At 61.9% G+C, this 19,725-nt stretch carries 13 protein-coding genes; 1 reads left to right on the top strand and 12 read right to left on the bottom strand.

All coding sequences use genetic code 11. The features are described from left to right. Nucleotides 1-33: 33 nt before the first annotated feature. The 6 genes from ABHT90_RS03145 to xylB form a co-directional block, all read right to left on the bottom strand. The gene (locus ABHT90_RS03145) at nucleotides 34-654 is read right to left on the bottom strand and encodes a response regulator transcription factor (protein WP_346981572.1); all 621 of its coding nucleotides are present in this window, start codon (nucleotides 652-654) and stop codon (nucleotides 34-36) included. After that, nucleotides 651-2,150, bottom strand: a complete 1,500-nt coding sequence (locus tag ABHT90_RS03140; protein WP_346981571.1) for a sensor histidine kinase — start codon at nucleotides 2,148-2,150, stop codon at nucleotides 651-653. Before ABHT90_RS03140 ends, ABHT90_RS03145 begins: the two co-directional genes overlap by 4 nt. Next, nucleotides 2,147-3,946: a histidine kinase N-terminal 7TM domain-containing protein gene (locus ABHT90_RS03135; protein WP_346981570.1), complete on the bottom strand. Its 1,800-nt coding sequence runs from the start codon at nucleotides 3,944-3,946 to the stop codon at nucleotides 2,147-2,149. Before ABHT90_RS03135 ends, ABHT90_RS03140 begins: the two co-directional genes overlap by 4 nt. 334 nt (nucleotides 3,947-4,280) lie before the next feature. Continuing rightward, a complete protein-coding gene (locus tag ABHT90_RS03130) occupies nucleotides 4,281-5,771 on the bottom strand; it encodes an L-fucose/L-arabinose isomerase family protein (RefSeq protein WP_346981568.1) in 1,491 nt (496 codons plus the stop codon). Between the two features lie 102 nt (nucleotides 5,772-5,873). Further along, nucleotides 5,874-6,524 (bottom strand): DUF4867 family protein, encoded by a 651-nt coding sequence (locus ABHT90_RS03125; protein ID WP_346981567.1) that lies wholly within the window; start codon nucleotides 6,522-6,524, stop codon nucleotides 5,874-5,876. Nucleotides 6,525-6,642: 118 nt separating this feature from the next. After that, nucleotides 6,643-8,121 carry a xylulokinase gene (xylB, locus tag ABHT90_RS03120; RefSeq protein ID WP_346981566.1) on the bottom strand — a complete coding sequence of 493 codons (1,479 nt, stop codon included), beginning with the start codon at nucleotides 8,119-8,121 and terminating at the stop codon, nucleotides 6,643-6,645. A 323-nt stretch (nucleotides 8,122-8,444) separates the two neighbouring features. Here xylB and ABHT90_RS03115 point away from each other — a divergent pair, with 323 nt between their 5' ends. Beyond that, nucleotides 8,445-9,545 (top strand): ROK family protein, encoded by a 1,101-nt coding sequence (locus tag ABHT90_RS03115; RefSeq protein ID WP_346981565.1) that lies wholly within the window; start codon nucleotides 8,445-8,447, stop codon nucleotides 9,543-9,545. A 227-nt stretch (nucleotides 9,546-9,772) separates the two neighbouring features. On the opposite strand, the gene ABHT90_RS03110 is transcribed toward ABHT90_RS03115, so the two are convergent. From ABHT90_RS03110 to ABHT90_RS03085, 6 genes are all read right to left on the bottom strand, one after another. After that, complete coding sequence (locus ABHT90_RS03110; protein WP_346981564.1) at nucleotides 9,773-11,203, bottom strand: 6-phospho-beta-glucosidase; 1,431 nt, start codon at nucleotides 11,201-11,203, stop codon at nucleotides 9,773-9,775. 248 nt (nucleotides 11,204-11,451) lie between these two features. Continuing rightward, nucleotides 11,452-13,050 (bottom strand): beta-galactosidase, encoded by a 1,599-nt coding sequence (locus ABHT90_RS03105; protein WP_346981563.1) that lies wholly within the window; start codon nucleotides 13,048-13,050, stop codon nucleotides 11,452-11,454. Nucleotides 13,051-13,172: 122 nt separating this feature from the next. Next, entirely contained in the window at nucleotides 13,173-14,627 is a 1,455-nt protein-coding gene (locus ABHT90_RS03100) for a family 43 glycosylhydrolase (protein ID WP_346981562.1), read from the bottom strand. A gap of 104 nt (nucleotides 14,628-14,731) precedes the next feature. Beyond that, on the bottom strand, nucleotides 14,732-16,957 hold the full coding sequence (bglX, locus tag ABHT90_RS03095; protein ID WP_346981561.1) for a beta-glucosidase BglX: 2,226 nt from the start codon (nucleotides 16,955-16,957) through the stop codon (nucleotides 14,732-14,734). 140 nt (nucleotides 16,958-17,097) lie between these two features. Next, the gene (locus ABHT90_RS03090; protein WP_346981560.1) at nucleotides 17,098-18,459 is read right to left on the bottom strand and encodes a PTS transporter subunit EIIC; all 1,362 of its coding nucleotides are present in this window, start codon (nucleotides 18,457-18,459) and stop codon (nucleotides 17,098-17,100) included. Between the two features lie 145 nt (nucleotides 18,460-18,604). Beyond that, the gene (locus ABHT90_RS03085; protein ID WP_346981559.1) at nucleotides 18,605-19,453 is read right to left on the bottom strand and encodes a PRD domain-containing protein; all 849 of its coding nucleotides are present in this window, start codon (nucleotides 19,451-19,453) and stop codon (nucleotides 18,605-18,607) included. Nucleotides 19,454-19,725 lie beyond the last annotated feature (272 nt).

Raw genomic sequence — 19,725 nt, 5'->3', positions numbered from 1 at the left:
CCCCGCCGTTTTTATGCCGATGCGCGACGAGCTTTAGCGCTCCATGTTGGGAACGATGCTGCCCTCGGTCACCGCGTGCACGGCCAGGCGCATGATGTTGTCGTAGCCGGTCTTGCTCAGGATCTCCGAGATGCGACGCTTGATGGTGCCCTCACTCATAAACAGCTCGGCCGCGATCTCGCGACGGCTTTTGCCCTCGCAGGCAAGGCGCAAAATCGATAGCTCGACATCATCGAGTGCCGCCGTACCCGAAAAAATGCTCTCGGGCGGCTTGGGAAACGTGCAATAGCCCGCCAACGTGGAGCGCATCACGGCGAACAGCTCGTCGATACCGACGTTCTTGTACACAAAGCTATCGACGCCCGCCTCGCGAGCCTGATCGACAAAGGTGATCTCGGGCATGCCCGTCATGATAATGATGCGACACTCGGGCAGCTGCTCCTTGATGCGCGCCGCCGCCACGATGCCGTTTGAATCGTGTTCGGTGCACACGTCCATCAGTATCATGTCCGGGCGCTCCCTGAGTGCGACGCCCAAGGCCTCGGAGGCATCGGCAATCGCGGCGACGACGGTCATATCGGGCTGGTCACCAACGGAGCGTGCCAGGCTCTCGCGCAGAATGGCCTGGTCTTCGACTATAAGAACGCGGATCATGAGCTTCTCCTTTGGGACGTGTCGTTGGCGTTAAGCGGAATGGACACCGCAAGCGTAAAGGGCGGGGCGGCGTGGACCTCTAGGCTGCCACCCAGATCTTGTGCGACATGCCTCATACCTGGGATACCCGTTCCCTCGCGATACGATACGGGGGCCGGGGACCCGTCGTTAGAAATCGTCATGCGCGCGACGGCTCCAGCATCCGCCCCCTCCTGCCACAGACGCACGTGGACCCGATGTGCCTGCGCATGCTTGGTGGCATTGGTCGAGGCCTCGCGGATAATCTGCAAAAATGCGGCGGCGACACGCGCGTCCTCGGGCAGCACACCCTCAACATCGATCTGCACACTCACCAGGCCAAAAGCATGGACGATATCACCCAGCTGCTCTGCAGGCTCGCTGGCACCGCCACTGCGCAAATCGGCGGCGATTGAGCGCAGCAACGGGTCAATCTGCTCGAGCGACTCATCGTCCAGACGTCCCTCCTCCAAATAGCGATGGAGAATGGACAGGCGCTGCCCGATCACGTCGTGCACGCGGGCACGCATACGTAGGTAGGCCGCATTGTCGGCAACCTTTTTAACTTCTTCGATCTGGGCCTGGAGCTCTTGGCCCGCGAGCTCAAGCAGGTGGTTGGCTTGCGCCAGGCGGTCGTAGGCGTGTGCGTATTCCGTCACGTCCAGGCCGATAATGCGCTCAAAGAGGCGGCCCGAAACCATAACCTCGTCGTGCACAAATAGGCGAATCTCGGCGGGAGAAATCTCGATCACCGCGCGAGCCTCACCAAAACGGTCCAAGTTAATCCGCACACGGTTCCTACTGCTTTCGGGCATTTGCATGCTAAGTTTGCGCAGGTCGTTCCAAGTGCCGCTCATGTCACCTAGATCGGTGGGCATATGAAGTTCCACCAGGTTTTTGCGCATGCAGCGGTTCATGAGCAGCGGACGGCCCCTCGGGTCCAGATACAGGATGCCCACGGGAATCACGTTGATGGTTTCGATCGTCGAGAACGCGGTGACATCCTCCTGGCGGTTACGGACGTCCATCAAGAGTGCCGCGATGGAACGGAACAGGAAGAACGCTCCCTCTGCGATAAGGACAACGGCCCACGCCGAGCCCATGGCAAAAACCATCGGCGGTGTAACGGCGACAACAAGCAGCAGCTCGACCAGCATGACGGGGCGACGATAGTGCACCATAAGTACCACGCCATAGGCAAAGATCGCGGCATTGAGCCACAACGCTCCTCCCATTGCCCTGGCGCAAACGTCAAGCGGCGCCACCAGATACGAGCCAGACGACGCGAATAAGATCAGCGCCGAAATCATCAGGTGAAGCACAAGACTCGCCTCGTAGGCGCAAATCACCTTACGGTTATAGGACGAGCGGCGCGATGCGATGAGCGGGACGTGGATCGTCTGCAGGCACGCAGCCAGGGCAAAGACAACATCGAGCGCAACGATTTGGGGAAGAATGAGCGAAATCTGCATCGTCACTCACCCGCCCTCGGCATCAAGACGATCATGCGCAGCTGACCGGGCTCGCCCTCAAGGCGGTATGCCACGTTTCGCCCTTGCAGAGCGCCTTCGAGCTCTTGCGCAGCGGGCGTCTGCGAAAGATCTTCATCATCGTTGGAAAAAAGCGTGGCGCGCAGCTCGACACTGCATCGGTCATGGTCGCCCAAGTGATACATAAGCGCCGGATGGTCGGTGGTGTAGGCAAAAAACGCAAAGTCATACACGCAGTCGTACAGGGCGCTTACCGTACTGGCGTGCAACGGGCGCCGTATGGCGATAATCGAGGCGCAATCGATATCGATCGTGCGCAGGTCGCTTGCGAGCTCGTTGGCGATGAGCTGAATGCGGTCGCGATCAAAACCGCTCTCCCCGTGCTGTGCCAACGTGAGCGACCCTTTGCGTTTGCAATAGGCGACGAGCATCTTGGCGCGCTGCAGCATGCGGTAACGCTCGTGCGAAGACGCTTCGTCGGTCAACGGCGGCAGCGAGCTCAGCAGGTCGTACATCCCTTCGAACGCGCGGGCAAGCGCTTGGTCCACGTCTTGGACCAGCAGGGTCTCGGCCTCTTGATCTGCCAAATGCGTCTTAAGGTCGTAGTCGGCGGCGAGCAGCTCGTTTTGGCGCTGCAGCTCCATGCGACGATGTGCCAGTTCACGGTTAAGCTCGTTGAGCTCCGACACGTCTTGGGCAAGCAGCGCCGATCCGCCCAGCAGTGGAAAGGCACGGTACATTACATCGGGATCGGACGCCACGGCAAAGGCATGAGCGCGCCCGTGCTCCTGGGTCCGCAACTCCTCGCGCACGCCTACCGGCATTGGCTTTGACACCGGCGTGGCATAGGCCTCCTGCAGGTCGCGCGTTAGAACTTTGAGGTCGAGCGGCAAGGTGTCGAAGATGCCAGCGATGTCGTGATATGACGGAATGACACCGCAATCGAGACAGATTTCCATCGCCACCACGCACAGGACGCAATAGACGAGCGAGAAGTTGAGCCTCCATGCCCAGGGCACGCGCAGAGCATATGAGATGGCAAAGAATGCGCCGCCCAGCAGTACGAGCGCCGCCGTGCCCGAGAAACGCTGGATGCGAAAGGACGAGGACCGGCCAACCAGGATAAAAAAGGCCACGAAGTTAAAGGCCGTCCACACGAGGACGGCGAAATAACCCCAGCCGTACGTGTAGTCGTTGCTCCAGGTGTCGCTTGTGCGGTCAAAGCGGAAGACCTGCTGGTGAAAATCGTTGGTGAGCACAAATCCGATAAGCAAGATGGCCACAATCCACAGCGCAGCGCAGTAGCGGCGACCCAGGCGGTGCTGCTCCAGGCCCGCAAGGCGCAGACCACACAACTGGTAGAGCAGCGGAATGAGCGTCATGGGCACGTAGTACAGGTACCACAGCACGGTGGCATAGAACGGCGTGAACGACTTGTACTTGAGAATGACCTCGATCATCCACAGGGCGCAGATGGTGGCGATGGCAACAAGGCGGCGGCGCAACACATAGTCCAAACAGCGCAGATAGACCGATACGCCCCAGATCGAAAATACAATTGCGGCGACAAGCAACGGCAGAGAGCTCGAATGGACGAGCGCATCCACGACCTCTTCGGACACCTCGCTATAGGCGGGCACGGTGTTAGAAAGTTTGGGGTCGAAGGCGAACAGCGCCGGCAAGACTGCCAAAAGCATGAGGAACAGCGCGGTGATGGCGCCGGCGATAGCAAAGACGCGGTGACGGTACACCTGATGTGTTATGCCAACAAGGAATCGCGGCATGGCGAAGAGCCTGCCGCCCCTGGGATCCGCCACGGGTGCGGATCGGGCGGCCGCGTGGCCGATATGTCGCTCGCGGGTACCCATAGTGCTTTTAGTGTAGCGACAGATGGGCTCAAAAAACGGGCCGCATGTCCCAAAATCCGCCGACGGCAAGGCTCGGCAAAGAGTGTCCCCAAGCGCCGGCGGAAAAGGAACGTCCCTAAGTGCCAACTCCGACAACGGGCGATGGGCGCATTCCCTTGCCAAACGCAACGAAGCTTCGCCCCTTTGAGTCAGCAGACATGAAGCGGCGCGGGCCGACCCGCACAGCGCATCGACCCGCAGCATCAACAAATTACGCAAAGGGATTCTCAGTCGGATACGGCAACCCGGCCGGTTGGTTGTAGGCGATGTCTTCGATCCCCAGATAACGGAAGACATCAAAGAGGGCACGGCCGTTGTGGCCAAAGGTTACCGCGCCATGGTGCGGGTAGCGCTTCTCGATGAGCACGTGGCGGTAGAAGCGGCCCATCTCGGGAATCGCGAAGATGCCGATGCCGCCGAAGGAGCGCGTGGGCACGTCGAGGATCTCGCCCTGGGCGATATAACTGCGCAGGCATCCCTCGCTATCGCACTGAAGGCGGAAGAACGTCACGTCGCTCGCAGCGATGTCGCCCTCGAGCGTACCGCGGGTGAAGTCGGGCTCGCAGCCGTCCTCGAGCAGGCGGTTCTGGATGAGCTGATACTTGACCGCGCGGCTGGCGCACATCTTGCAGCTGGGGGTGTTGCCGCAGTGGAAGCCCATAAAGGTGTCGGTCAGGCGATAGTCATACTTGCCCGCGATGTCCTCGTCGTAAATGTAGCGCGGCACGGAGTTGTTGATATCGAGCAGCGTCACCGTGTCATCACTCACGCACATGCCGATGTATTCGGAAAGCGCGCCGTAGATATCTACCTCGCAGGCCACGGGGATACCGCGGCTCACCAGGCGGCTGTTGACGTAGCAGGGCTCAAAGCCAAAGGTCTCGGGAAACGCCGGCCAGCACTTGTCGGCAAACGCCACGTACTTGCGGCTGCCCTTGTGATCGCACGCCCAGTCAAGAAGTGTGAGCTCAAACTGCGCCATGCGCTCGAGCAGGTCGGGATAGTACTTGCCCTCCCCCATCTCGGCCGCCATGTCGGCGCACACGTCGGCGATGCGCGGGTCGCCCTTATGGGCCCTATAGCTTACGAGCAGATCGAGCTCGGAGTTCTCCTCGACTTCGACGCCCAGCTCGTAGAGCCCCTTGATGGGAGCGTTGCAGGCAAAGAAATCCTGCGGGCGCGGGCCAAAGGTGATGATCTTGAGGTCGCGCACGCCCATATACGCACGTGCCACGGGGATAAAGTCGAGCATCATCTGGGCGATATCGACAGCCGTGCCCACCGGATAGCTCGGGATATGTGCCTTGAGATGGCGCATCCCCAGGTTGTAGCTGCAGTTGAGCATGCCGCAGAAGGCGTCGCCACGACCGTTGACCATATCTCCGTCACCCTCGGCGGCGGCAACATACATCACGGGGCCGTCAAAGCGCTGGGCGAGCTGCGTCTCGGGCGTCTCGGGGCCAAAGTTGCCCAGAAAGACCGTAAGCGCGTTGACACCCGCGGCGCGAGCCTCCTCCAGAGCCGCGAGCATATCGGCCTCGGACTCGACGGCGCGCTTGACCTCGACGACCACAAGGCCGCGCTCGGCACAGGCGGCGACGATGGCGGCGCGGCGACGCTCTGCGAGCTGGACGGGGAAGCAGTCGCGCGAGACGGCGACGATGCCGAGCTTGACGGTAGGCAGGTTGGACGATTGCAGCATGGTTTGATCCTCTCTTATTGCGGGCACCGGCGTTGTGCCCTGGTTATCCTTTTGAGTACGTAAAGGCGGTACGACAGCGGAAGCGACGCGCAGCGTCAGCACCTACAGGTAGGGCGCGATGTCGATGTTCTCGCCCGCAAGGCCCACGCGGGCGCCCTGGGCGGCCTCGACGGAATCGGCGTGTGCGAGCAGCCACTTGTCGGCCGCCCAAAGATAGGGGGCGTCACCTGCCGTCGCGGCCTTCGGAGGCAGCTGGGGCAACGGCCCGTTGGTACCCGCGGGCAGGGCCACCAGCACGCGAAAGCCCTCCGCATCTACCATGCAGGGCGCATAGTGAAGCGTTGTGGCAAATACCTCCACAAGCACCCCCGCCGGCGCGCGAAAGGCCTTGACGCGCGCGGTGTCGAGCACGCCTCCCTCAACCTCGTCGAGCTTGGCGAGGAGCAGGATAAAGTCGCGCGAACCCAGGTTGAACTCACTCGCGCGGTGGTACTCCAAGCAGTTGAGGCGCGTGTTGTGCCCATTGCACCACCCAAGCTGAGCCGTGCGGCCGCCAAACAGCAGCATCTTGAGCCCGTCCGCAATGTCGAGCCCCTCGAGCGCGGGCTCACTCGCCACGTAGTCCGTTGCCTCGGGCAGAGGCGTCGAAGCATCGAGTGCCGTCGCGACGGCATCCGTGTACGCGGCGGGCGCGTCGGCCCAGACACGACCGTATGCCGCAAACTCCGGGTCCAAAACCGAATAGATCTTCAAAGTTCCTCCTTAGATCACATGGCCTGCAAACGCATGGGTCGGCCTTGTCGTGCAAGACGGCCCCGTGCTAAGCCGGCACCCCGCGACCGGGATGCCGACTTAGCTATGCAAGGCGCATTTAGCGCGCCATCTGCCGATAGATGGGCTTGAGCGCGGGATACATCTGGCGCCAGATCTGGTAGCGCTCCTCGTAGGCGGCCACCGCCTGGGGGTCGGGGACAACACTGCCGCGCATGCGGACGATGCGCCCGACGCAGGCCTCGACACTCGGAGCATCACCCGCGGCGACCATAGCGAGCATGGCCGCACCGTAACCCGGCCCCTGCTCGGTCTCGGGGAGGTCGAGCTCGATATTTAAAACGTTTGCAAGGGTCTGGCGCATGAGGGCGCTCTTGGAGCCGCCACCGCAAAGCGTGCTCCGCTCGATGCGGATATCCTCGCCGCGCGCCACCTCGACGCAGTCGCGGATGGCAAAGGCAACGCCCTCGCGCACGGCGCGCACCATTTGGGCACGCGAGGTATCGGCGCGCATGCCGACAAATGCCCCGCGGGCGGCGGTGTCGTTATGGGGCGAGCGCTCGCCCATCAGATACGGCAAGAAGTATGGGAGGTCGACGGTTGCCACGGCGGGGTCGGAGGCCGCCTCCTCGGCATCAAAGTCCTCGGCCTTGAGCACGTCACCCACGAACCAGCCCGAGCAGCTCGCGGCCGAGAGGATGCAGCCCATAAGGTGATAGCGCCCCTCGACGTAATCGAAGGAATGGAGCGCGTTGTGAGCGTCTACCCTAAAGCCGTCGCTCGGGATAAAGATAGTGCCCGAGGTGCCCAGGCTGATATTGCAGCTCCCGGCGGCGACGGCACCGCACCCCACCGCCGCGGCAGCGTTGTCGCCCGCACCCGCAGCGACCACGGTGCCCGCCGGCAGGCCCAGCTCCTGAGCCGCTGCGGCGCTAAGCGTGCCCACGGCCTCCGCGCCGTCCATGAGCCGCGGCATCTGCGCCTCGGAAACACCGCAGATCTCGAGCATCTCAGCACTCCAGCAGCGATGCTCCACGTCGAGCAGAAGCGTGCCCGAGGCATCCGAATAGTCGGTTGCGAACTCCCCCGTCAAACGAAAGGTCAGATAGTCCTTGGGGAGCATGATGTGGGCTATGCGCGCAAAGTTATCGGGCTCGTGCTTGCGCATCCACAAAAGCTTGGGCGCCGTGAAACCCGCGAAGGCGATATTGCCCGCGAGCCCGCTTAGGCGCTCGCGGCCGATCGTCTCGTTGAGAAAGCAGACCTCTTCCTCGGTGCGCCCATCGTTCCAAAGGATGCAGGGGCGGATGACCTCGCCTGCCGCATCGAGCGCCACGAGCCCGTGCATCTGCCCACCCGTACCGATGGCGCGGACCTGCGCGGTGTCGACGCCGGCCATGAGTTCGCGAGCGCCCGCCGTTACGGCCTCCCACCAGTCGGCAGGATTCTGCTGGCTCCAACCCGGACGCGGGTACTCGACCGCATAGCTTTTGGAAACGGTGCTCGTGATCGAGCCTTCCTCGTCCACGAGCAAGAGCTTGACCGCCGAGGTTCCCAAATCGATTCCGATGTAATACATCGCATGCTCCTTACTGCTGGCCGTGCGAATCCGGCGCCATGTGGCTCTGCAAAACCGCAGGGGCCCATCCGCCCCGGCGCGCCCCAACTGTCTTCTTTGCGGCCCTAACTTCTGTAAGGCTATTTTATAAATGTTTTTATAAAAGTTGTTGATAGAATTAAGACATTGGAAAAATATCGGTAAACGGTCGCTTGCACTAGATGAACGAAGCTGCGACCGCGCTCGCGCAAAGGAGAACCATGGCAGCACCAGAGCAACGCGGCGCCGTTGCGCCCTCATGCGCTTCAGCCGTTTTCACTCAGCTGTTCAATGCGACCCCCCCCATGACCAAACAAGAGGTTGCAGCCGCCGTGGGCGTGAGCCTGCCCACCGTCTACCAGGCATTCAACGCACTCGATGATCGCGGCCTTCTGGCCCCAGGCGAGGAGCGCGGCAGCACCGGAGGCCGGCGCGCGGCAACGTTTCGGATCCCACATGACGGCACGGGAGCCATCGGCATCTCGGTCACCGGATCCGAGATGCGCGCCGTCGTCTGCAACCTCTACGGAGAGCGATACACGGGACTCGTCATCGATACGGAGCTCGCCGCGTCCTCAAGCGCCGCCGCGCTCAACACGGCCCTGCGCAAGCTCGTGGATGAGCTTTTTGCCAAAGCGGAGAGACGCGGCATCGAGATCGTAGGCACGGGTATCGGCCTGCCGAGCGCCATCGAGCCCGCGACCGGCAGGCTCATCAACACCAAAGTCCTGCGTCTCACCGACAGCACAGTCCTTGCGCGCGACATCACCGCGGGCATCCCGGGGGCCGTGGACGTCTTCAACGACGCCGATTGCGGTGCCTTTGCGCAGTTCTGCCCTGCCGGGGGCGAGGGCTACCACGCGGACGGTTGCGGGTTTGTCGGATCCGCCCGCACCATGGCCTACCTCTCCCTCGAGCGCGGCGTGGGCGGATCCATCCTCATCAACGGCACGCCGTTGCATGGCGTGCGCAACCTGAGCGGAGAGTTTGGCCATATCTGCGTTGAGACGGGCGGCCGCGCCTGCACATGCGGGCAGCATGGCTGCCTCGAGGCATACTGCTCGACAGCAGCGCTCGCAGAAGAACAGGGTTGCACCCTCGAGGACTTCTTTAACCGCGCGGCCGAACGCGATAGGCGCGCGCTCGAGGCTCTCGACAGCTACCTCGGGCACCTGGCACGCGGCATCCATGCCATCCGTATGGTGCTCGACTGCCCCGTGGTCATCGGCGGCATCACGTCGTATTACCTGCAACCCTATATCGGCAGGCTCGATGCGCTCGTGCGCGACCTCGACCCCTTTGCAAGCGCGGGACAGCAGCCCGTCATGACCTCGCTCCACCCCTTCCACGGCGTTGCCTTTGGAGCAGCCCTGCAGATGGTCGAGCGCTTCATCGCCACGCTATAGAAAGCCGCGAACGAGCTCGCCCCCGCCTCCCGCCTTGGGACAATCCCCAAGGAGTGTCCCCAGCTGCCGGCAGAAAAGGAACGTCCCTAAGTGCCACCCTTTGGCAAAGAGTGTCCCCAGCGATCAGTCGTTTAAGAACGTCCCCAATGACTACCTAACCAAAGCGCCCGGCGGGCATAGCTGCTCGTCGGGCGCTTTGGTTAGGAAGCTATTGCTGTTGGGAATCCCTAGGCCAGATCTTCGCCGTTCGTCTCGATGACGTGCTTGTACCAGTCGAAGCTCTTCTTCTTGGTACGCTTGAGGGTGCCGTTGCCCGCGTCGTCGCGGTCGACGTAGATAAAGCCGTAGCGCTTGGACATCTCGCCGGTGCCGGCAGATACCAGATCAATCGGACCCCAGGTGGTGTAGCCCAGAAGGTCCACGCCGTCCTCGGTCACCGCATCGCGCATCGCGGCGATATGCTGGCGCAGGTAGTCGATACGGTAGTCGTCGTTGATGGAGCCGTCCTCCTCGACAACATCCTTGGCGCCCAGGCCGTTCTCGACCACAAACAGCGGCTTCTGATAACGATCGTACAGGTCGTTGAGGGTGATGCGAAAGCCCAGCGGATCGATGGCCCAGCCCCACTGGCTCTGCTGCAGGTAGGGGTTCTTGGCGCCGGCGAAGGCGTTGCCCTGGGTCCTCTCGACATCGGGGTTGTCGGCACCGGCAGAGCAGCGGGTGCTATAGTAGCTAAAGCTGATGAAGTCGACGGTGTTGGCGGCTAGGACCTCGCGATCCTCTTCGGTCATCCCGATGTCAATGCCCAGGCGCTCGAGCTTCTTTAGCGCATAGGCCGGGTAGTAGCCGCGGCTCTGGACGTCGACAAAGAAGTAGTTGTCCTGATTGTCGAGCTGCGCCTGACGCACATCGCTCGGACGGCAGCTGTAGGGGTAGTAGCTACCCGCGGCGAGCATACAGCCGATCTTGACCTCGGGGTCGATCTCGTGGGCAATCTTGGTTGCCCAGGCGCTGGCGACGAGCTCGTTGTGGGCGGCCAGGTACTCGACAGCCTCCTTGTTCTCGCCCTCCTCAAAGACCAGACCGGCACCCATAAACGGCAGGTGCAGGATCATATTGATCTCGTTGAAGGTGAGCCAGTACTTCACCAGGCCCTTGTAGCGGGTGAAGATCGTGGTTGCGAGGTTCTTGTAGAAGTCGATGAGATTGCGGTTGCGCCAGCCGCCGTACTCCTTGATGAGGTGGATCGGGCAATCGAAGTGCGTTATGGTCACGAGCGGCTCGATGCCGTGCGCCTGGCACTCGCGGAACACATCCTCGTAGAAGGCCAGGCCGGCCTCGTTGGGCTCGGTCTCGTCGCCGTTGGGGAAGATGCGCGTCCAGGCCAGGCTCATGCGGAAGGTCTTAAAGCCCATCTCGGCAAAGAGGGCGATGTCCTCCTTGTAGTGGTGGTAAAAGTCGATGCCGGTCTGCGCGGGGTAGTAATAGCCGTCCTCGAAGTCGAGCATCTTGCGCTGGCCGGAGACCACCGCGAAACGCTCCGAGCCGTGCGGCGCCACGTCCACGTTGGCCAGACCGCGGCCGTCCACGTTGTAGGCGCCCTCGCACTGGTTGGCAGCCGTCGCGCCGCCCCACAGGAAGTCATTACGGAAAGCCATGCATCGATCCTTTCATACGCTGCTTGTCGTGGTTTCAGTATCCCCCACAAACAGCGCGCCGCTCAACGACAACGGCACAGGTCGACACTTCTTTTCGCCCCAACGGCCTCATCCGCCCGCAGCGACTGACACTTCCTGATACCTCGCTTCCTCCCCTGGCAACAGGTTCGCCTCTCGAAGTCTTTCCTCCACAGGAACCCGTCCCCGGGGAGGAAAGGAAGTGAGGGGCCGGGCGGCAATGACTGCGGCTAAGCGTACGTGATGGCCTCCAAACGAAGAAGCACGGGAGAGCTATAGCGCATAATGGCGACCTCGTCGCCGTTGAGACGGCAGTCGCGCACCCACGCGCCGTTCTCAACGGTCCCCGTCTCGAGCGACGCCACATCCACATGCGGCTCACCCGCCGCGTGCGACTCGAGCGCCAAGCCGCAACGAAGCGCAAGCAGGTACACGGCGCCGTCGGCGGCGCGAAGGGCCGCACACGCACCGGGCAGGGCACCCTCATCAAAGCTCACCTTAATTGCTATGGAACCCATATCGAGCAGGCCCTCGGCTGCCACCTCACTCGTCACGGCATCGAGCGTCGCGTACGCGGCATCGTCCTCGGCAAGTTCAAATAACTGAGCCAGCCCACGCGTGACCTCCGCATATTCCTCCCGGTCCTGAGGCGTGAGCAAAGCGGGGTCGCTCGTATCCATGCCAAAGAGAATACCCGCCGAATCGCCAAAGGGCTCGCCCATCTCCTCGTAGCCAAAAGGAGCGAAGCACAGGGCATGGTGATGGGCCACCGCCCAGACCTGGCGCGCGGCGGCGTAGGCGTGCGTCGCGGTCTCGGGGATAAAGAGCGGGTTGTCCTCGCACGCATATCCGTCGCAGACCTTGCAAAACGCCGGGATGTAGATATCGGGGCCCAGCATGTCGATGCTCGGGGCGGCATGCTTCCACACGCCCATCACGCGCAGGTTGGGACCGCCCGTGGGAAAGCGCCCAGGCTTGTGACCCTTGTCGAGCCAGCAATTGCAGGCCGTGGGCAGCGGATGCTCGGCGCGGCCCGCTGCGGCGACCGCCTCCACGTAGCGAGCCATGTGGTAGGTGGTAAACATCTCCTCGGCATGCTCGCCAAAAACCTGTTCCCACGAACCAGAGCCGGCGCCCGCTTCAAGGGCTTCCGCAAGCTCAGACGCCAGGGAGGTAGGATCGACCGCAAGCGTCTCGATCAGCTCCGTAGGCACGCTCTCCGCAAAGGCGGCATCCGCCCAAGGCGAGTGCTCACGTGCCGCGACCATCTGGCCGCACTCGTTTTCTACCTGCACGAGTATCACCGTATGATCTTGCGCATCCACCTCGCGCAGGTGCGCCATCAAAGCCGCGTAGGCGCCGGCATCCGCCGCGCGCGTCTCCTCGCAATAGAGCGAAAGCGCCGTGATCTCAAAGTTATGGAACTCGGCATAGCGAACCTTGTTCTGCCCGGGCACCATCTGCGCACGGCGAAAACGCTCGATATCGCGTTTGACCCACGCGGGCGCATAGTAGCACTGCGCATTTTTGTACGCGCCAAACCACAGCACGCCCAGGCGCAGCCCGAGCTCGCGGGCAAGCTCGAGCATCATGTCCACTTGGCCAAAGTCAAACTCGCCCTCTGCGGGCTCCAAAAGCTCCCAGGTAACCGGGGCGAGCACGGTATTCATACCGAGCACCCGCGCGCGATCGAGAGCATCCGCAAAAGCGCGGCGCCCACCCGAGGCGGAGTTATGGCACTCGCCCGCAAACAGCGTATAGGGCCGGCCGTCCACCATCAGGCGTTGCCCGCCGCCAGCACAGGCGTACAACTGCGGAATCTCCGCCATGGCAACTCCATTCTTCCGTTTTGTTTCAACCCCCTGAGGGCCGAGCCCTGTTGAGAGCACCGGACTCGCGACCAGGACCTACCTGTCGTCCGTGCGAGCCCGCCCCTCCGATGGGAGATGGGTTAAAGGACGGCAAACGAGGCGAGATCGACCGAACCGACGCCCTCGATAGCCAGGTAGAGTGCATGGTCACCGGCAACGGTCTTCGTCAGGGATGCGACCACCGTGCACCAGCCCTCGCCTGGCACGAGCTCGACGCGCGTCAACTCAGCGCCATCCGGCGCGTCCAAGCGCACACTCACCACACCGGCAAGATCCCCGCGCACCTCGAGCTCCACCGTGCGCTCCGCACCGGAAAACGCCAGGTATTTGTAGCCCACGCCCGCTCCATCGCAGAGGTTGGCCACATGGGTACGTGCCGAAGTCACACAGCCCGCATCGACTTCCTGGGTAATCACCGGATGGTTATCGGCGATTTCCAGATTGCCGGAATAGTGAACCGCGCCGGCCGGCCCCACCAAGTAGCAGCAAATACTCGCCGGGTACGCGCGCCCGCAAGGAAGCGCTCCGCCATTGAGCCCACAGCTCGTTATCTCTACTTGTTCGATATGTCCATCGGAAGCAATCTCGATGGGCTCAGCGCACCCCTGGCGCGCGTGCTGCGCACCGTGCGTATGACGGTGATAGAAGATGTAGTCGCGCCCGGCAATGCGCGCCATGCCGCCATGGTTGTTGCCCAGGTCCATCACAGCGGCGTCCTCGGCCTCGTGCCCGGGCAGGCCCACATCGCCGTTGGAAACGAGCACGCCGCCGTAGGTTACCGGACCTTCCGGCGTTGGCATCGTGGCCCAGCAGAGCTCATGTCCGTTTTCGCTCGAGTAGACAAAGTAGTAGCGCCCGTCGAGCACGCGGATGCTCGAGGCCTCAAAGAAGGCATGCCCTTCAAAACCCGTGTCCGCCGCCTGCGTCACTGCCGGAGCCAGATGCTTGGGTGCCGCAGCCATCGTGCGCATATCGGCGCCGAGCCGCACCACGTAGCCGCCCTCCATGGAACATGCGGGCATGCGCGAGCTCGGCTTCTTGGCGCCAAACCCATAGTAGAGCCAGCAACCCCCGTCCCCGCAGGGAAGGACTGCCGGGTCAAAGGGCATACCCCAGCCCTCCTCGCCCGCAAACGGCGAGCCGTCGGGCTTGGCAATAGGGCCCAGATAGCGGTAGCGTCCCGCCGGCTCATCGCACACGGCGACCGACATGATGCAACCGCTCGTCATGCTTAGCGTGAAGTAATACAGATAGAACCGCCCGTCGGCACCCTGGCACACATCGGGCGCGCCGTACCCGGTTCGATCGACATTGGCCGGGTCATCCTCTTTGCGCCAGATGGTCCCCTCAAACGTCCAGGAGCCCAGATCGTCCACCGGAGCTGACCAGCACACGTAGTCACCCGGGCAGTATGCGGTGCCCTCGGGTGCGTCATGGCTTCCATACACGTAGACTCGGTCACCAAAGACATGCGGTTCGCCATCGGGGATATACTCCCATCCCGGCAGATACGGATTGGTTGCGATATGAGCCATGTCAGACCCCTCCTATCGATATCGGGCGCGGTACCGGACGGACGCCGGCGACAAGACCGAACGCCTGCCGCGCACCGCGTGCACCATTCGTTAAGCAAATGCAGCTAGACGAGCTCGAACACCCCCACCAACAGGTCGCGGCTGTTAGGCCCCGCCATGACCTCAAACGCGCCGGGCTCGCTTGCCCAGCCGTGCTCGGGCGTCCAAAAACGCAGGGCCTCCTCGCGCAGGATAAACGTCACCGTGCGGCGCTCACGCGGCGCAAGCTCAACACGCGCAAAGTCACGCAGTTCGAGCATGGGGCGCACGCGCGTTGCCACCTTGTCGTGGATATAGAGCTGCACGACCTCAGTACCAGCAATATCGCCCTCATTGGTCACGTCGATTGAGACCTCGAGGACACCGTCCGCCGTAAGCTCGTCCGCACTCAGGCGCAGGTTATCGTAGCGCGCCGTATGATACGAGAGTCCGTAGCCAAAGGGGAACATCGCATCGTTAGGGCAGTCCATATAGCGGCTCACAAAGCGACCGCTATGCGTTGATGTCTTAGCGGGACGTCCGGTGGAGAACTGCGCATAGTAGAGCGGCTCCTGGCCCACGTTATGCGGGAAGCTCACCGTGAGCCTGCCGCTCGGATTGACCGTTCCAAAGAGCACGTCGGCTACCGAACGCCCACCAGCCGTACCGGGGAACCACGCCTCTACGATCGCATCGCAATCATCGATCACGTCAGTGAGGGAAAGAGGACGCCCGTTAAAGAGCACGAGCACCACAGGCTTGCCGAGCGCGCGCACGCGCTTGAGCAGGCGCTTCTGCGGAGCCGGTATGGTAATGTCCGTACGCGCTCCGCCCTCACCGCTCTGCAGCATGTGTTCTCCGAGCGCCATGACCACCACGTCGCTCGATGCGGCCAGCTCGAGTGCCTCGGCAGCCATCGTCTCTAGATCCGTGCCCTCGCCCGTCGGCGCACCGAACGCGGGAATCTTGCCAAACTCCCCAAGCTCGCTGTAGTCGTCGAGCGTGGGACAGCCTTGGGCCCACGCAAAGCCGTCGTCGCCCAATACCTCGGCAAATGCCTCGGCAAGCGTTACGGAATGAGTTTTATCGGCATGAATCGCCCACATGCCGATGATGTCTCGGCTGTTGGCATAGGGACCGATGAGCGCCACGCGCGGAGCGTTGCCCCAGGTCGTAAGCGGTAGCAGCCCGCCTTCGTTTTTAAGGAGCACGAGGGCCTCGTCGCACGTTTTACGCGCGCTCTCAAGACGCTCCGGCGTGCACGTGACCTCCGTACGGCGCTCGGGCGAGCACGTACGATACGGGTCCTCAAACAGACCGAGTCTGTTCTTGAGCTCGAGCACGCGCATGCAGGCGGTATCGATCTGCTCGAGCGAAACCTCACCCGTTTCGATGAGGGCCTCAAGCTCATGTGCGTAGCAGGGCGTCTTCATGTCGATGTCCACGGTGGCATTCATGGCGAGCTTGGCCGCCTCGCGACGGTTTGCCGCCACACCGTGTGCCCTGAGCTCGTCGATCGCCGCGTAATCGGTGATGATGGGACCGTCAAAGCCCCACTCGTCGCGCAACACGTCGTGCATGAGCCAGCGGTTTGCCGTGGCGGGGATGCCATCGATGGTGTTGAAGCTCGTCATCACCAAATCGCAACCAGCCTCGACCGCCGCACGGTACGGAGGCAGGTACTCGTTGCGCAGGCGCCACTCGCTCATATCCACTGTGTTGTACTCGCGACCCGCCTCGGGCGCACCATAGCCCGCAAAGTGTTTGACGCAGCTGGCCAAGCTCTTCTGCGGCGTACCGTCACCCTTAAAGCCCTCGACCATCGCGCGAGCGAAGCGGCTGCTTAGGTACGGATCCTCGCCCGGCATCTCCAGGCAGCGACCCCAACGGGCATCGCGCACCACGTCCACCGGCGGGCTAAAGGTCACCATGCAGCCATCGGCCACGGCCTCTTCGGCAATAAGGTTGTAATCCTCGCGGATAAGCTCTGGGTCCCACGTGGCTCCCAGGCCCAGGGGGATTGGATAGCAGGTTTGATAGCCATAGATCACATCGGCCATAAAGACGAGCGGGATCTTAAGACGGCTGCGCTCAAGATATGCATCTTGGATACGATGCACTTCCTCGGCGCCCAACACGTTGAGCACGCTGCCGCATACGTCAACATCTTCTTGCGTCACGCCCAGCTTGGCACGCGGACCAACCGCTACGGCATCGGTGCCAAAGCACCCACCGTCAAGCTGCACCAACTGCCCGATCTTCTCGCGCAGGGTCATACGCCCCAAAAGGTCAACGAGCTCGGATTGCTTCATGGCTACCTCGTTTCTGCTGTGTGCCCTTATGGGAGGACGCCGGATTCGTGTAGGGGTCAGCGCCCTCCCATAAGGGCACACGGGGCGCATCTGGCGCCGCGCCCCGTGTGCTGGCGTCCAAAGACGCCGGTTTCCCAGAACTAGTTGTTCTCGAGGATCATGTCGTCGTTGAAGCCGAAGGTCAGCGTGCCCACAAAGGTGAGGACGGAGGCGACGGCGAGCGCGATGACGTCCTCCATACCCACCGAGCCGATGATGGCCGGGATGGTGATGAGCGAGGTGGTCATGAGCGCGGGCTGGTGCAGGCCAAAAGTGGCAGCAATGGCACCGCAGATGCCGCAAGAGACGATTGCGATCACAAACGGGCGCTTGTACTTGAGGACGGCGCCGTAGATGGCGGGCTCGGTGATGCCGGCGAGGAGCGCAGAGATGGCGGCAGCGCCGGCGAGCTCCTTGAGCTCGGTGTTCTTGGTCTTGAGGAAGATGGCAAGGACCGCGAAACCCATGGCAAAGTTGGTGCCGACGGTAATGGGCAGGATGACGTCATAGCCGAGCATACCGATGTTCATCTGGATGATGGGGATAAAGGCCCAGTGCATACCAAAGATGATGAGGCAGGGCCAAAGCAGACCGATGAGGAAGCCTGCGGGCAGCGGGGCAACCTCAAGCAGGGAAGTCAGGCCGTTAGCGATGAGACCACCGATGAAGTCGGTGACGGGGCCGATGATGTAGAGGGTGAGCGCAGTAGCCACGACGAGGGTCGTGACGGGAACGATCAAGCCCTTGAGGATATCGGGGACGACCTTATTGAGGCCCTTCTCGATCCAGGACTGCGCGTACACGGCAAAGATGATGGGGATAACCGAGCTCGTGTAGCTGATGAGCGTTACCGGGATGCCAAAGAGGTCAACCGGGTCGCCGGCGCTAAAGAGCGTGGAGAGCGTGGGGTAGCACAGCGCAACGGCGATGGCCATGGCCGTCCAGTCGTTGCACTTGAACTTCTTGGCCGCAGTGCGGGCAAGGAAGACCGGCATGAAGTAGAAAAAGCCGTCGCCGATGGCGTAAAGCAGCTGGTAGGTGGTGGACTCGGCCGCGAGCCAACCAAAGGAGTTGGCCATGATCACAAAGGCCTTGAGAAGGCCGGCGGCGGACATGGCGGGAAGCATCGGCATAAACATGCCGCTGATGAGCTGGATGGCGCGGTTGACGATGCTGCCACCGGCCTCGTCCTCGACCTCGCCGCCAAGCTGGATGTTGGAAACCTTGGGCAGGGCGTCATACACGTCGGTAACGTGATTGCCGATAACAATCTGGTACTGACCGGCGGCCACTAGAACGGAGATAACGCCCTCGGTCTGGTTGAGCCTCTCGGTCTGGGCCTTCTTCTCGTCGTTGAGGGTAAAGCGCAAACGGGTAATGCAGTGGGTGACGGACTTGACGTTGTCCTCGCCACCGACGAGTTCAACGATGGTACGGGCGAGAGCCTCGTAATCGCGTGCCATGTGAAACCTCCTTGTTTCACTCGTTACAAAGATATCTGCAGCCCCGGCGCCTTGGAGCTTAACAGCAGGTTGCGCGGCGATGCCGCGATGTCTGCCGACGCAAAGCCGGCCAGTTGGGCAGTTAGACGGGTGCCCGGCCTCCGTATCAATGTCCCGGGCAAAGCCGGTTGATATGCATCATCAGATAGAGCAGCTCTTCGTCCGTGCAGTGCCAGCCGCAGGTTGCCCTCATGTATTCGTCGATTGCGCGTGCACAGGCGTACGCGTCTGAAAACTCGCTGGTCGCTCGTTTGAAAAGATCGCTATTGCGCGTCTCCTCGTCCTCACCCTTGATAAGGCGGCTGATAAGAAAGCGCATATGGGTCACAAAGCGCGCATAGCTATATGAGCAGCGGTCGATGGTCTCGCCAAGCGTACGCTCGATAATCCCGGTAACCGCATCGATGACCTCGGTACTCTTTACGACCAAGTCCATGTTGCCCTTTGCGCCCGCGTTCTCGTCATCGACCATCTCGGCGTTGACGATATGCAGCGCAATCGAAGCGGCCTCGGTCTCAGGAAAAACAACGTCCTCGGCCACAGCCATAACGAGCTTGACGCCGCGGCGACCGACCTCGGCCTCGCGCGGATAGACGAGGCGGACTTCCTCGTAGAGCGGGTTCTTGATCGAAGCTCCCTTGCGGGCGCGGTCGATGGCAAACTGAAGGTGGTCGGCGAGCGTAAAGACTAGATTGGGATTGAGCGTGCAGTTGAGCTCGTTGCGTGCGATATCCACGATACCCGACGCGATAATGATGACATCGTCCGAAAGCGATGCGACAGCATCGTACATCTCAGGGCTGATATCGCGGAAGCTCCGCTGGATGGAGCTTTCGTCCTCAATATAGGAAGGGGCGCCGCGAAAGCCAAGGCCCTTGCCAAACAACACGAGCTCGCGCCCGGCATCGTCCTCCGCAAGGACAACGTTGTTGTTTATTGCCTTGGTTATCAGCATGAAAAAACTCCCCTGGGCTCCACTTGGACATCTCGCCACACCGGCTCTCGAGTCGGCGGTTGCTATGACATGTGCTCGTGGCGCCTCCCGAGGAGTAACGCGGTGCAGTTGCCAGTATAGAGGTTTTGCTGGGTTATTAAAGTGATTTTATAAAAGTTACCGTTCGCCCCTGTTTTTCTACCGTTCATCCCTTGACCCATTACAGTCTGAAATAGGCCATCGATAAATTTCGATGGCGAGCATTCGGCGCATTGCCTACGATACGGGCAAGC

This window comes from Collinsella aerofaciens (assembly GCF_039758815.1).
Taxonomy (GTDB): Bacteria; Actinomycetota; Coriobacteriia; order Coriobacteriales; family Coriobacteriaceae; genus Collinsella; species Collinsella aerofaciens_BP.
This window is presented reverse-complemented; position numbering and strand designations above follow the sequence as displayed.